The sequence below is a fragment of the Microbacterium sp. Leaf151 genome (genome assembly GCF_001424225.1).
Taxonomy (GTDB): Bacteria; Actinomycetota; Actinomycetes; order Actinomycetales; family Microbacteriaceae; genus Microbacterium.
Genome location: NZ_LMOR01000003.1, coordinates 500,384 through 513,871 on the forward strand (window position 1 = coordinate 500,384; position 13,488 = coordinate 513,871).

The 13,488-nt window shown below is 69.3% G+C and carries 14 protein-coding genes and 1 tRNA gene; 8 read left to right on the forward strand and 7 right to left on the reverse strand.

Annotated features, from left to right (window positions below; genetic code table 11):
- Nucleotides 1-108 precede the first annotated feature (108 nt).
- Both ASF76_RS09855 and ASF76_RS09860 read left to right on the forward strand, forming a co-directional pair.
- The gene (locus ASF76_RS09855; protein WP_200936109.1) at nucleotides 109-462 is read left to right on the forward strand and encodes a DUF485 domain-containing protein; all 354 of its coding nucleotides are present in this window, start codon (nucleotides 109-111) and stop codon (nucleotides 460-462) included.
- Nucleotides 459-2,075, forward strand: coding sequence for a solute symporter family protein (locus tag ASF76_RS09860; RefSeq protein WP_200936110.1), 1,617 nt, complete (start codon nucleotides 459-461; stop codon nucleotides 2,073-2,075). The genes ASF76_RS09855 and ASF76_RS09860 overlap by 4 nt, the downstream gene beginning before the upstream one ends.
- Nucleotides 2,076-2,198: 123 nt before the next feature.
- On the opposite strand, the gene ASF76_RS09865 is transcribed toward ASF76_RS09860, so the two are convergent.
- Nucleotides 2,199-2,732 (reverse strand): methylated-DNA--[protein]-cysteine S-methyltransferase, encoded by a 534-nt coding sequence (locus ASF76_RS09865; RefSeq protein WP_055956725.1) that lies wholly within the window; start codon nucleotides 2,730-2,732, stop codon nucleotides 2,199-2,201.
- Nucleotides 2,733-2,932: 200 nt separating this feature from the next.
- Between ASF76_RS09865 and ASF76_RS09870 the strand changes: the two genes are divergently transcribed.
- Together ASF76_RS09870 and ASF76_RS17485 are read left to right on the forward strand one after the other, a co-directional pair.
- Complete coding sequence (locus ASF76_RS09870; protein ID WP_156459211.1) at nucleotides 2,933-6,637, forward strand: AAA family ATPase; 3,705 nt, start codon at nucleotides 2,933-2,935, stop codon at nucleotides 6,635-6,637.
- A gap of 7 nt (nucleotides 6,638-6,644) precedes the next feature.
- The gene (locus ASF76_RS17485; protein ID WP_235561279.1) at nucleotides 6,645-7,007 is read left to right on the forward strand and encodes a hypothetical protein; all 363 of its coding nucleotides are present in this window, start codon (nucleotides 6,645-6,647) and stop codon (nucleotides 7,005-7,007) included.
- Nucleotides 7,008-7,067: 60 nt separating this feature from the next.
- Here ASF76_RS17485 and mscL read toward each other — a convergent pair whose 3' ends face one another.
- From mscL to ASF76_RS09890, 3 genes are read right to left on the reverse strand one after another with little or no spacing between them, the layout of a single operon-like run.
- Nucleotides 7,068-7,487, reverse strand: a complete 420-nt coding sequence (mscL, locus tag ASF76_RS09880; protein WP_055956727.1) for a large conductance mechanosensitive channel protein MscL — start codon at nucleotides 7,485-7,487, stop codon at nucleotides 7,068-7,070.
- A 34-nt stretch (nucleotides 7,488-7,521) separates the two neighbouring features.
- Nucleotides 7,522-7,803 (reverse strand): FmdB family zinc ribbon protein, encoded by a 282-nt coding sequence (locus ASF76_RS09885; protein ID WP_055956730.1) that lies wholly within the window; start codon nucleotides 7,801-7,803, stop codon nucleotides 7,522-7,524.
- Nucleotides 7,804-7,820: 17 nt separating this feature from the next.
- A complete protein-coding gene (locus tag ASF76_RS09890; RefSeq protein ID WP_055956733.1) occupies nucleotides 7,821-8,417 on the reverse strand; it encodes a 5-formyltetrahydrofolate cyclo-ligase in 597 nt (198 codons plus the stop codon).
- Between the two features lie 62 nt (nucleotides 8,418-8,479).
- Between ASF76_RS09890 and galU the strand changes: the two genes are divergently transcribed.
- From galU to ASF76_RS09910, 4 genes are all read left to right on the forward strand, one after another.
- A complete protein-coding gene (galU, locus tag ASF76_RS09895) occupies nucleotides 8,480-9,370 on the forward strand; it encodes a UTP--glucose-1-phosphate uridylyltransferase GalU (protein ID WP_055956736.1) in 891 nt (296 codons plus the stop codon).
- 14 nt (nucleotides 9,371-9,384) lie between these two features.
- Nucleotides 9,385-10,008, forward strand: a complete 624-nt coding sequence (locus tag ASF76_RS09900) for a GNAT family N-acetyltransferase (protein ID WP_055956739.1) — start codon at nucleotides 9,385-9,387, stop codon at nucleotides 10,006-10,008.
- Nucleotides 10,009-10,095: 87 nt separating this feature from the next.
- Nucleotides 10,096-11,181, forward strand: coding sequence for a hypothetical protein (locus ASF76_RS09905; protein ID WP_055956742.1), 1,086 nt, complete (start codon nucleotides 10,096-10,098; stop codon nucleotides 11,179-11,181).
- A gap of 214 nt (nucleotides 11,182-11,395) precedes the next feature.
- Nucleotides 11,396-11,471, forward strand: a tRNA-Ala gene (locus ASF76_RS09910).
- Between the two features lie 77 nt (nucleotides 11,472-11,548).
- On the opposite strand, the gene ASF76_RS17070 is transcribed toward ASF76_RS09910, so the two are convergent.
- From ASF76_RS17070 to ASF76_RS09920, 3 genes are all read right to left on the reverse strand, one after another.
- Nucleotides 11,549-11,788 carry a hypothetical protein gene (locus tag ASF76_RS17070; RefSeq protein WP_156459212.1) on the reverse strand — a complete coding sequence of 80 codons (240 nt, stop codon included), beginning with the start codon at nucleotides 11,786-11,788 and terminating at the stop codon, nucleotides 11,549-11,551.
- A gap of 169 nt (nucleotides 11,789-11,957) precedes the next feature.
- Nucleotides 11,958-13,037 carry an NADH:flavin oxidoreductase gene (locus ASF76_RS09915; RefSeq protein ID WP_055956746.1) on the reverse strand — a complete coding sequence of 360 codons (1,080 nt, stop codon included), beginning with the start codon at nucleotides 13,035-13,037 and terminating at the stop codon, nucleotides 11,958-11,960.
- A gap of 70 nt (nucleotides 13,038-13,107) precedes the next feature.
- On the reverse strand, nucleotides 13,108-13,446 hold the full coding sequence (locus tag ASF76_RS09920) for an ArsR/SmtB family transcription factor (protein ID WP_200936111.1): 339 nt from the start codon (nucleotides 13,444-13,446) through the stop codon (nucleotides 13,108-13,110).
- Nucleotides 13,447-13,488 lie beyond the last annotated feature (42 nt).

Below are 13,488 nucleotides of genomic sequence, written 5' to 3' on the forward strand. Positions count from 1 at the left end.
TCGCCGCGTTTCGTAGCGTCGACCCTACCACCGGGAGCGTTTTCACAGCCCGGTCATACCCCCCTTTCGGCGCAGTGCAGCGCCGGACTCATGAGGCAAGGAGGCCACATGACGGATCGTCGCATCGACGGTGCCCCCACGGGCGGCGTCGACTACATCGCGGTCGAGGAGTCCGCACCGTTCCAGGAATTGAAGCGGCGCCAGCGCAGCTTCGTCTTCCCGTTGGCGGTGGCGTTCCTCGTCTGGTACTTCGTCTACGTTCTGCTGTCGTCGTTCGCGCCTGACTTCATGGCCCAGCCGGTATCGGGCGCGATCACCGTAGGGCTGCTGTTCGGGCTCGGTCAGTTCGTCACCACGTTCGCCATCACCATGGGCTACGTCGCGTACGCCAACCGTCGACTCGACCCCGGAGCGCAGCAGTTGCGCGAGGAGCTCGAGCGGACTGAGGGGGGTCGGTCGTGAACGACGTGCTCACCCAGCTCGACGCGGCCGCACAGACGGTCGAGAACAACCCCGTGCTGAACATCTCGATCTTCGGCGCGTTCGTCGCCGTGACGTTGTTCATCGTCATCCGGGCCAGCCGCAACAGCAAGACCGCCGCCGACTACTACGCCGCCGGTCGGTCTTTCACCGGTCCGCAGAACGGCTTCGCGATCGCCGGCGACTACCTCTCCGCGGCGTCGTTCCTCGGCATCGTCGGAGCGATCGCGATCAATGGCTACGACGGCTTCCTCTACTCCATCGGGTTCCTCGTGGCGTGGCTGGTCGCGCTGCTGCTGGTGGCGGAGCTCATGCGCAACACCGGCAAGTTCACGATGGCCGACGTGCTGTCGTTCCGCCTCAAGGAGCGGCCGGTGCGGATGGCCGCAGCCATCACGACGCTCGCGGTGTGCTTCTTCTACCTCCTCGCGCAGATGGCCGGTGCCGGTGGCCTGGTGTCGCTGCTCCTCGGGATCACCGAACGCGTGGGCCAGTCGATCGTCGTCGGGGTGGTCGGCATCCTGATGATCGTGTACGTGCTCATCGGCGGCATGAAGGGAACGACCTGGGTGCAGATCGTCAAGGCGTTCCTGCTCATCGGCGGGGCGCTGGTCATGACGGTGTGGGTGCTGGCGATCAACGGCTTCAACTTCAACACACTCCTCGAGAGCGCTGTCGCGGCGTCGCCGAAGGGGGAGGCGATTCTGGCGCCGGGCCTGCAGTACGGCAAGAATCCGTGGGACTTCATCTCGCTCGCTCTCGCGCTCGTGCTCGGCACCGCGGGTCTTCCGCACGTGCTGATGCGCTTCTACACCGTGCCGACCGCCAAGGAGGCGCGGCGCTCGGTCGTGTGGGCGATCTGGCTCATCGGGCTCTTCTACATCCTCACCCTTGTGCTGGGCTACGGCGCCGGTGCTCTTGTGGGGTCGGAGGCGATCCTCGCCGCTCCCGGCGGCGTCAACGCGGCGGCACCCCTGCTCGCCCTCGCCCTCGGCGGTCCGCTGCTGCTCGGTTTCATCTCGGCGGTGGCGTTCGCGACCATCCTCGCGGTGGTGGCGGGTCTGACGATCACCGCCGCAGCCTCGTTCGCGCACGACATCTACGCCAACGTGATGAAGAAGGGCGACGTCCCTCCCGACGGCGAGGTCAAGGTCGCCCGCCGCACCGTGATCGTCATCGGCGTGCTGGCGATCCTCGGCGGCATCGGCGTGCAGGGGCAGAACGTGGCGTTCCTCGTGGCCCTCGCCTTCGCCGTGGCGGCTTCGGCCAACCTGCCGACCATCTTGTTCTCGCTGTTCTGGCGCAGGTTCACCACGCGCGGCGCGGTCTGGAGCATGTACGGCGGTCTCGGGTCGGCCCTCGTGCTGATCTTCCTCTCGCCCGTGTTCTGGGGCACGCCCACCAGCGTGTTCGCCGATACCGGGGTGGCGATCTGGCCGCTGAACAACCCCGGCATCGTGTCGATCCCGCTCGGGTTCTTCCTCGGCTGGCTCGGCTCGGTCACCTCTCGCACCGCAGAGGACCCGCGCAAGGCCGCCGAGATGGACGTCCGCTCGCTCACCGGCTTCGGCGCAGAGAAGGCGTCGAACCACTGACGACACCCGGTGCCCGGCTCCGCATTCGCGGGGCCGGGCACCATCGCGCGTGGGGGCCGGCGCGCGAGCGTCGCGCGACTCATCGCCGACGTCGGCGTACGTGGAATCCGAGTGGGTCGGCCGTCACCCTCCGGTGCGTAGCCCGTCCCCGAGCACCGTCTCGTCCTCGAGCGAGAGCAGGAACTCCTTCACCTCGGGGTGGCCCCCGTACTCGCCGATCGACCCGTCGGCGCGCACGACCCGGTGCACCGGCACGACGATCGAGAACGGACTCGACGCGCACGCGGTGCCCACGGCTCGCGCCGCGCGAGGCGCCCCGGCCATCGCGGCGACCTCGCCGTACGAGGCGACCTCCCCGTACGGGATCTGTTGCGACGCCTCGAGCGCGTCGCGCGTGAACCCGCGCACCAGACGCCAATCGAGCGGCACCTCGAATGACCGGCGCGCGCCGTCGAAGTACTCGTCGAGTTGGCGGGCGAGGTCGTCGCCGGGGGAGGGGTCGGGGTCGGGCAGCACCCCCAGTCGCTGGGCGATCTGTGCACGGGCGATGTCGATGCCGTCGTGGGCGACCTGCAGGCACACGAGGGCGTCGTCGACGAAGGTGAGGAGGACCGGCCCGACGGGGCTGTCGTACTCGGTGCTGGTGACTCTGTTCATGGGCCCATCTTCACGAGGCGCGAACTCCGACGCCCGGGGCGTTCGGGCGATCGGTGGAGGATGCCGGTGACCTGCCCGCTGGGGAGGAACCGCCGATGGGGCGGCGTGTCGCCGATTACCGCGAAACTCGCGCCCACTGCAAGGGATCCACAGGTGCCCGGCTTAGTCTGGCAGGTGTGTGGCGAGCTGAGGACGGTGCCGTGAGCGGTATCGACGGAGACGAGACGGGTTCGTCCGTCGATCCGGGCGAGCTGCGATTGTCGGAGCCCGGCATCGTGGTCCGCCACGTCGCCGACCCCGAGCGCGACCGCATTCGCGCGGAGGCGGCCGCCCTGGGCGGACGATCGACCCTGCTGCGTTTCGACGACGCGCGCGACGCCGGGATCGACATCACCAAGGCGCACCCGGGCTCGCTCCCGCAGTTCATCACGGGTCGCGCGACCATGCTGTCCAACCTCTTCCGCGACGAGGTGGCGCTGCGCACGGCACGCCTGGCCGCCGAGCGCATCACCGCGAAGAACGTCGAGCTGCGCACCGCGCGCGGTCTCGAGCCGGTGCACCTCGCCGTGGGCCTGTCGGCGTGGAAGATCGGGGGAGTGGAGTGGTCGGCCCCCGTGCTGCTGCGCCCGCTGGCCATCCGCCGCCATCACGGCGACTTCGAGCTGAAGCTGCACGGCGCGTTCGTGATGAACCCCGAACTCGCCCGCGCATTCCGTACGCACCTCGGCATCCAGATCGACAGTGCGGCCCTGGCCGGCCTCGCCTACGACCAAGGTGTGTTCAAGCCGCAGCCGGTCATCGACCACATCCGCCGTCTGACCACGCACGTGCCGACCTTCGTCGTGCACCCGCGTCTGGTGATCTCGTCGTTCGCCGATGTCGCCTCGGGCATGGCCCGTGACACCCACCATCTCGACGACCCGCTGCTGAACGCCCTCGCCGGGCACCACGACGACCGCGCACGGGTCACGGTGCGCCGCGACGACCCCGTGATCGTGAGCCCCGACGAGCGGACCCCCGCGGCCGACACGCTGCTGCTCGACGCCGACGCCGAGCAGGAGCGCGTGCTCGCCCGCATCGGCGCCGGCCACTCGCTCGCCGTGCACACCCTGCCCGGCACGGGCGGCACCCAGACCGTGATCAATGCGGTCGGTCAGCTCGTCCGCGACAACAAGCGCGTGCTGGTCGTGAGCGCGCGCCGGTCGACGCTCGATGGCATCCGCCACCGTCTCGCCGGCGTCGGCCTCACCGGTCTCGCCGTCTCGCCGGGCCACGTGCGCCGCGACCTCATCCGCGCGATCAGCCGCAACGAGAAGGCCGAGCAGCCGAAGGTCGCCGAGATCGACGACGCGCTGGTGCGGTTGCGCACGGTCCTTCGCGACTACCGCTCAGCGGTGACCGAGCCGCACCTGGCACTGGGTGTCTCGGCCCTCGACGTACTGCGCGCGCTCACCTCGCTGGCATCCGTTTCCCCTGCCCCCTCGACCGAGGCGCGGTTCGACCTCGCCACGCTCGAGAAGCTCGCCGGGCGACGGGATGCCGCCGCCCGGGCCCTCGCGATGGCCGCTCGCCTGGGGGAGTTCCGGTTCGGACCCGACGATTCGCCCTGGTACGGCGTCAGCTTCACACGCACCGAAGACGCTCGTGCCGCGCACGACCTCGCTGGAAAGCTCCACGCCCACGAGGTGCCGCGTCTGCTCGAGCGCGGATACGAGCTGATCGCCAAGACGCGGATGCGTCCTTTCCAGACCGTGTCGGAGCTGGGCGCTTACCTCAAACTGCTGCAGGGCATCCGCGAGTCGCTCGATCGCTTCAGTCCCACGGTCTTCGAGCGCCCGCTCGGCGAGCTGATCGACGCGCACTCGCCGCGCCGTGACGCGTCGCCGATGAGCGGGCCCAACCGCCGTCGCCTCAAGCGCCTGTCGAAGGAGTACGTGCGTCCGGGCGTCCACGTGCCCGACATGTACGAGGCGCTGGTGCGCATCCAGCAGCAGCGCACCGAGTGGCAGCGCGTGGTCGAAGCCGGCGTCGCGCCCGAGGTGCCCCTGGGACTGGCCGACGTCCACGTCGCCTGGCAGCGCACCGACGCCCTGCTCGGAGAACTCGATCAGATCCTCGGCCGTCAGGGCTCCGAGCGCCTGACGACGCTGCCGGTTCAGCGCCTCGTGCGGACGCTGGCAGGGCTCGCCGCCGAGTCGACGTTCTTCGACAACCTCGTCGAGCGCGCGCAGTTGCGCTCGGAACTCGCCCGCCTCGGGCTCGAACAGCTGCTCGTCGAACTCTCGGTGCGCCATGTGCCCGAGGAACGGGTCGGCGCCGAGCTGGAGTTCGCGTGGTGGCAGTCGGCACTCGAGCACGTGCTCCGCACCGACCGCGCGCTGCTGGGCGCGAACACGAGCGTCGTCGACAGGCTCGAGCGCGACTTCCGTCTCGTCGACGAGGCGCATGCCGCGGCGGCGGGTCCGTTGCTGGCGGCGCACCTGGCGACGCAGTGGCGCATCGGCATCGTCGATCACGCCGATGAGGCGGCCGCCCTCAAGCGCGCCCTCAAAGACGGCCTCCACACCGCGCAAGAGATCTCGGATGCCGCGCCCATCCTGCTGCGCACACTCGCGCCCGTGTGGCTCGCCTCACCCTACGAAGTCCCCGACGTGCCGCAGGATCTGGCCTTCGACGTCGTGATCATCGCGGATGCCGCGGCCCTCTGCCTCGCTGAGGCTGCTCCGGCGCTTCGCCGGGCCCGCCAGGTCGTGCTGTTCGGCGACCCGGTCGTGCAGAAGCCCACGCCCTTCCACGTGAGCGCGTCGATCGTCCCCGCCCCCGAGGACACCGACGAGGTGCCGTTCGACGAGACCTCCGTCTTCGAACGCATCGCCGAGCTGCTCCCGGTCGAGACGCTCACCCGCAGCTACCGCGCCGGTGGCGAAGATCTTTCTCAGTTGGTGAACGACGCGTTCTACGGCGGCGAGATCGTGTCGTTGCCGTGGGCGGGGTCCTACCTCGGACGCGGCAGCCTGAGCGTCGACTACGTCGAGGGCGGCGTCGGTGCCCCTGACCCCGTGAGCGGTGCGGTCGAGAGTCCCGATGCCGAAGTCGCCCGCGTCGTGACGCTCGTCGTGGAGCACGCGGTCAACCGCGCGTCCGAGTCGCTCATGGTCGTCACCGCCAGCCGTCGGCACGCCGAGCGTGTGCGGGCCTCGGTCGTGGCTGCTCTGGTGGGCCGGTCCGATGTGGCGGAGTTCGTCTCGCGGGATGCCGCGGAGCCCTTCGCCGTGCTCACCCTCGAGGAGTCGGTGGCCGAGAGCCGCGACCGCGTGGTGTTCTCGCTCGGCTTCGGCCTCACCCGCCATGGACGCGTGCTCAGCGACTTCGGCGACCTGTCGACCCCTGACGGGGAGCGCCTGCTGACGGTCGGCATGACCCGCGCGCGCCGCTCGATGGTGATCGTGTCGTCGATCCGTCCGTCGGCGTTCGACGACGGCCGCCTCGAGCATGGTGCGGCGACTCTCATGGGCATCCTCGGCAACCTCGCCTCGCGCGGCCGCGAGAGCCGTCTCGAAGACCTCGCCGACCCGCTCACCCGCGCCTTGGCGCGCGAGCTCCGCCGCCTCGGCGTCGAGGTCGACGTCGACTATCGAGGCCTGCTACCGCTCGTCGCGCGTTACAAGGGCAAGGCCGTCGTCGCGGAGAGCGATCCCGAGACGATCGGGGAGTCGCTGCGCGAGACGCTCCGATTGCGCCCGCAGATCCTCCGACGCTTGGGCTGGCACTACGTCCGCGTGCACGCGTTCGACCTCTACAGCGACCCCGCGGGGATTGCGTCGCGGATCGCCGAACTGCTGGGAGCGGCGCCCGACGCCGGTGCGCCCGAGTCGACGACCGAGCCCCTCGACCTGCCCGGTTGATCGTCCGATGACCGATTCTCCGGATGCCGCCGGGGGCGACGTCGAGCCTGTCCTCCCGGTCCGTTCGACAGCGTCAGGGGGACCTGCCGTCCCCGCCTCGGCGGAGGGTGAGCGTGTCGACGCTCGCGGTGTCCCCGGTACGCCCGAGGTGACTGAGCCCGTCGAAGCCTTCGGTACCCGCACGGCGCCGCCCGCGCGTCAGCCCGTCGTCCGCGTGCGCGGCTCGCGGCGCGCCCGGCTGCTTCCCGCACCGGGCACGACGGCCGAGCCGGCTCCCGCCGACGACCGCGAACGGGGTCGGGGGTCCAAGCCGGTGGCATCCGGTCCGAACGACGACCGCATGCTCGGCGACGTCCCGCCCCATTACTGAGGTCTCATGACCGACGGCGCCCGCGCCGGAGACGACTCCGGTCGCGGACGCCGTCGAACATCACAGCTTGTTCTGGCGCTCCAGCAGGTCGCGGATCTGCACCAGCAGTTCCTGCTCGGTCGGCAGCTTGGGCTCATCGGATGCCGCGGCGGCCACGCCGGCGCGTGCGGCGGCGCGGGCCTTCCAGTGGTTCATCGGGTAGACGAACACGAAGTAGACGATCGCGGCGACGGCGAGGAAGTTGATGATCGCCACCAGGATCGCGCCGAACGCGAACGTCGCGGTCTGCCCGGATAGGGTCGTGACCTCCCAATCGAGGCCGCTGAGGTCGCCCACCTGGAACAGGAAGCCGATCAGAGGGTTCACGAGACCCTCGACGATGGCACCCACGATGGCGGTGAACGCCGCTCCGATGACGACCGCGACCGCGAGGTCGATGACGTTTCCGCGGAGAATGAACTCCTTGAATCCTTTGATCATGCGCTGGCTCCCCTTCTGCCGCGCCGACCGGGGCTCAGGAGGCCGAGGACGGAGCGGACGCCTTCGTTTCCGACTTCGATGATGTCGTGGATGACGACGAGTCGCCACTGCTTGCGCCCGAAGAGCTCGACGACGACGATGCGCGCGAGTCGGTGCGGTAGAAGCCCGAGCCGTTGAACGTCACGCCGATCGACCCGTACTGCTTGCGCACCTCGCCGCCGCACTCGGGGCACTCGGTGAGGGCGGCGTCCGTGAAGGACTGCACGGTGTCGAAGCGGTGGCCGCACTGTTTGCAGGCGTAGGAATAGGTGGGCATGGTGTTCCTTCGGGTGTTCAGGCGGCGGGGTCCACGATCGACACCGTGCGCGTGGGGGTGACCACGCCGGTGACCGGCTGGTCGTGCACGTCGCGCGGCACGTCGTCGACGAACTCGGAGTCGAAGATGACCGCGTACACCGGCGGGCACTTCTCCATCGAGCCGAGGGTCTTGTCGAAGTAGCCACGGCCCCAGCCCAGGCGCATCCCGCGCTGGTCGACGGCGGCGGCGGGGATGACGAGCAGATCGACGTCGTTGACCGCGATCGGTCCGAGCACGTCGCCGACGGGCTCGGGCAAACCGAACAGGCCCTCGGCGATCTCGGCGTCGGGCGTGGCGACGCTCCAGTCGAGCAGGCCGTCCTCCCGCGTGATGGGAAGCAGCACCCGGATGCCGCGGGCGACCGCGTCGGCGACGAAGGCGTGCGTGCCCGGCTCGGTCGGTGTCGACAGAAAGCACGAGATGCTCCGGGCGCCGAGGCGTTCGACGAGGGCGTCGAGCTGGGCTTTCACCCCTGCCTCAGCCACCTCACGGGCGTGTGCGGACACCGTCTGCCGACGTTCGCGCAGGTCGGCGCGAAGCGCGCGTTTGGCCTGCTCGATGCGGTCCGCCATGCCGTTCAGTCTACGTGCGCGCGTGTTACAGCAGCGTCATCGGTCACCGCTAAGGTATGCCCATGCCTCATAAGCCCTTCAAGGCCGTCATCCCGGCCGCCGGTCTCGGTACTCGCTTCCTCCCCGCCACGAAGGCGATGCCCAAAGAGATGCTCCCCGTCGTCGACAAGCCGGCGATCCAGTACGTCGTCGAAGAGGCCACCCACGCGGGCATCGATGACGTCCTGATCATCATCGGCCGCAACAAGAACAACATCGCCAACCACTTCGACTCCATGCCCGAGCTCGAGGCGAAGCTGCGCGAGAAGGGCGACGACGACAAGCTCGCCAAGGTCGAGCACTCGTCCGACCTGGCCGACATCCACCTGGTCCGTCAGGGGGAGCCGCGTGGCCTCGGACACGCCGTGCTGCGTGCGCGCGCGCACGTGGGCGACCACCCGTTCGCCGTGCTTCTCGGCGACGACCTCATCGACGAGCGTGACCCCCTCCTCACCAAGATGATGGAGGAGTACGACAAGCGCGGCGCCACCGTGATCGCGCTCATGGAGGTCGACCCCGAGCACATCCACCTCTACGGTGTCGCTGCCGTCGAGCCCACCGATGAAGACGGTGTCGTCAAGGTCACCAAGCTCGTCGAGAAGCCCAAGGCCGAAGACGCCCCCTCCAACCTCGCGATCATCGGCCGCTACGTGCTCGGCCCCGACGTGTTCGGCGTCCTGGAGCACACGGAGCCCGGCAAGGGCGGCGAGATCCAGCTGACCGACGCGCTCGAAGAACTCGCGACCGGCGGCGGAGACGGCGGCGGCGTGTACGGCGTGGTGTTCCGCGGCCGTCGTTACGACACGGGTGACCGCGTCGACTACATCAAGGCCATCGTGCAGCTCGCGGCCGACCGTGACGACCTGGGTCCGGCCCTGCGTCCGTGGTTCAAGGAGTTCGCGCAGGGTCTGTGACCCCGCCCGCTTCCATGGATCTCTCCGTCCCACGGCGGCACGGCGAGGTGTCGATACGCCTCATCCGCAATCGTGACGCGCGCGTCCTTCAGCAGCAGCTGACCGACAACCGCTCGTGGTTGCGCCGCTGGGAGGCGACGAGCCCCGACGGCCCGGTGTCGTTCGACATGCGCCTCGGGATACGGCGGCTTCTCCAGCAGTACCGAGACGGCCTCGGCGTCCCCTTCGTCATGGAGTGGAACGACGAGGTCGCCGGTCAGCTGAACGTCTGGGGTGTCTCGCGAGGGTCCCTCGCCTCGGCCACGATCGGGTACTGGGTGGCCGAGGCGTACGCCGGTCGCGGCATCACGACGGTCTCCGTCGCGATGGCGACCGACGTCTGCTTCACCGCCCTGAATCTGCACCGGGTCGAAATCTGCATCCGCCCTGAGAACCACGCGAGTCTGCGCGTGGTCGAGAAGCTCGGCTTCCGGTACGAGGGACTGCGTCGGCGGTACATCCACATCGACGGGGACTGGCGCGACCACTACTCCTTCGCGCTCGTGCGCGAAGAAGTGCCCTACGGCGTGCTCGATCGCTGGAACCGCGGCCAGGTGCCCCCCGACGCGGCGCGCGTGCCTCCGTCCGACCGCATCTGAGCGTTCTTGCGCGCGGATGGCCGGATGGTCCCGACGACACGCGGAGGGATGCCGCTCTGTGATCGCTCGGTGACCTAGCTTTGTCCCATGGGTGGGCAGGTTCTGAGCGGTGGCGTGATCGTCTTCGTCGCGGTCGCGTTGTGGTTGGTCTACCTGTTGCCGTCGTGGCAGAGCCGGCACCGTTTCACGTCCGCCGAGCGCAACGCCGTCCGCCTCAACCAGGCCCTCCGGGTGCTCGCCGAGACCGCCGAGGCCCCGCGTGAGGTGCAGCTCGAGCTGACCGCCCGCACGGCCCATCAGCAGCAGAAGCTCGCGCGGCAGGTGCAAGCCGACAAGGCGCGCACCGAACTCGCGGCGGCGAAAGCGCGTCTCGAGGTCGCCCGGCTCGAGGGCGCTCGCGAGCGTGACCTCGTCAGAGAGCAGCGTGCGGCAGGGGTCGAGGTGGCTCGTGCCGAGCGTGCTGCCGCGCTCGAGGTCGCTCGCGCCGAGCGTGCCGCGGCCCTCGAAATCGCCCGCGCCGAGCAGGCCGCGGCCCTCGAGAAGACGCGGGCGCAGAAGGCCGCCGCGCTCGAACGCGCTCACGCCGAACGTCAGGCGGTCGAGGTCCGGCCGGAGGCCCGCCGCGCGCAGGCTCGCCGCCGCTTCCGCCGCGCCGTCGCTCTTGTCGCTCTCGCCGGAGTCGTCGCGGCCGTGATCGGCATCGTGCAGGTCGTCGGGGGAGCGGCTCCGCTGCTCCTGGTGACGGGCGCCGCCGTCATCGTGGCATCCCTCGTCGTCCTCCGGCGGGTCACGGTCATCGCCGCGCGCCGCGCGGTGCGCCCTGCCGAAGTGTCCGTCACCCGTTCCGTCGCCCCCGAGCTGCAGGACGTGCCGCTCGTGCCGACGCCGCGCCCCACGTGGACACCCCGGGAACTTCCCCGGCCCCTCGTCGCGTCGGCCGGCTCGCGTGCGGCCGCCGTCGTCGACGAGCAGATGGCTCGCGAGGCGCTGCGTGCAGCCGCCCGTGAGGAAGCCGCTCGGGAGATCGCCGCCGAGCAGGCGCCGACCCCGATCGAGACGGTGCGTCCGGCCGCCGCCGCTCCCTCGCCGTACGCGGCCATGGGCTACGTCGACGACAGCGAGATCGAGGACCACGTGCGCCACCTCCTCGAGCGTCGCGCGTCGGGCCAGTAACACACCCCTTGGGGCTGGCCTTGGTGGCAGCGTCGCGGCTTCAGGCCTCCGACCACTGGCCCCAGGCGACTGCCGGTCACCCGGCTCACCGTGGCGTCTCGGCGCGGGGGAAGGGGCTCGCCGGAACGCTCCCTCGGGAACGCGGTGCGACGCGCCCGACGTGCAGGCGCGTCGGGTGGCGCGCGGGCGCCGTGATAGTGTTTACGAGGTTTCCGGGCCTGTGGCGCAGTTGGTAGCGCGCCTCGTTCGCATCGAGGAGGTCAGGGGTTCGAATCCCCTCAGGTCCACCAATTCGTCTCTGAGACGAGCGGCTGCTCCGCATCTGTCGAACACGGCGCCCCGCCTCATGGCGGGGCGCCGTGTTCATTCACGCTTCTCCCACGCCGGCCACCACATCGCTGCGACCCGCCTGTGGCTTCGGCGTCCAGTCCTCCGGTTTGCTGCTCACGGGGCCTTCGTCGTCTCGGTGCGCTTCCGGACGAGCTGAGACGCACGACGCATTCTTCTCGGTGCTCGCGATCGTCGGAATCGCTGCCGGCGTTCTTTTCATCGTGTTCTCGCCACTCATCCGGCGCTCGCTCGCGGCCACCGGCTTCGGAGAGATCATCTACTGACCGTCTGATCGCGCGCGCAGTGTGCGCCGCACGTGCGCGGCCTGAACGATCAGGCACCGTTGTCACCCTCGGGGGAGGGGGCGTCGGGGGAAAGGGCGGGATGACGTGTGGGGTGAAGCCGAGCCGCAACTTTCCCTTTTGCAACGGAGGAGTCGGGAGGTCTCAGTCTTCGACGAGGTGGGGCCAGGTGGTCGCGAAGTAGGTCACGAACGGCTCCGCGAGTTTTTCCGCGCGGAGGTGCTCTCGTGTCACAGGGAACGACGGTGCGCGATAGCCGGCGTCGGCAATTGCCCGATGAGCGAAGGACTGGTCGGCGATGGCGCCTTTGCCGATGTAGGCCAGGTCGACCCCCTGGTCGAGTGCCCGCTGCACTGCTGCGGCGCTCGCCAGTTGTCCGGCTACACCGACGGCTGTTCCGTGGCGTGGCAGGTCGAGGAAGTGCTCGAGGAGTGTGCGGCTCCCCTCGGGAGCGTTCGCGGGGAGCTTGGCGACATCCCACAACGACAGGTCGAGGATGTCGATGTCTCCGCCGGCCAGGAGCTCGCGGACGAGCTCGACCATGTCCGCCAAGACCACTCCGTGACGTTCGACGGACAGCCTGAGTCCTACGTGAAAGTCCGGGCCGGTGATTTCCCGGATCGCGCGGACGACCTCCTTCACGAAGCGGGCACGACCCGCAGAGTCGCTCCCGTACCCGTCCGTGCGGAGGTTGCTCGAGGCATCGAGGAACTGGCCGACCAGGTAGCCGTGGCCTCCGTGAACTTCGATACCGTCCATTCCGGCTTTCTCAGCCCGGGCGGCGGCCGTGGAGAAGTCTTCAACCGCTCGGTGCACCTCACCGGTCGTCATGCTTCTCGCCCCGGTCTGCGCATCGTCCCAGGGACCCACGACTTCCTGTCCGGAGAGTGTTCTCTCCGCTCGGACGCCTCCGTGATGGAGCTGCAGCGAGGAACGAGCACCCGCGGCGGACAGAGCGGCGGCAAGGCGCTCCAACCCGGGCAGGTGCTTGTCAGAGGAGACACCGAGCTGGCCTGGCCAGACCTGTCCGGCCGGGTGCACGTACGCGGCCGCCGTCTGCAGGAGGCCGAATCCTCCTTCAGCGCGGGCGCCCAGCCAGGCGAGCTCGTCTTCTGACAGCGTCCCGTCTGGGTTGCTCTGTTGGTTTGTCATGGGCGCGAGGACCAAACGATTGGGCAGAGTACGCCCGTTGCGCAGTCCCAGCGGGTCGGACAGATTCGTCATGCGGCTCCTGTCGGGTAGGAATTTGCCTTGCCGGGCAAACAGAACTGGTTTCCTGGTCGTGCGGGCGTATTCAGAGTGCCGAGTCCAGCGTGGCTTTCAGACGCTCGATTGCGTCCTCGTTGCGGGCGAAGTATGTCCACTGCCCGACGCGAGTGGTCTGTACGAGTCCGGCATCGGCGAGGGTAGCCATGAACTGGGAGGCTGTTGACTGAGATATCTCGCAGCGCTTCCTGATACTCGACACGCACACACCGAAGTGGGTTGCATCGACCTTTTGCTCCTCGAAGTTCGAGACGGGGTCGCGCAGCCACTGCAAGATCGCGAGCCGGTGGGGGTTTGACAGCGCACGCAACGCGACGAGCATGTCATCTTGCGGCAGCTCGGCCTTGGTGTCCTCATGGATGCTCACTCTCGAAATACTACTCCCGTATCGGCAAATCGCAATTTACCG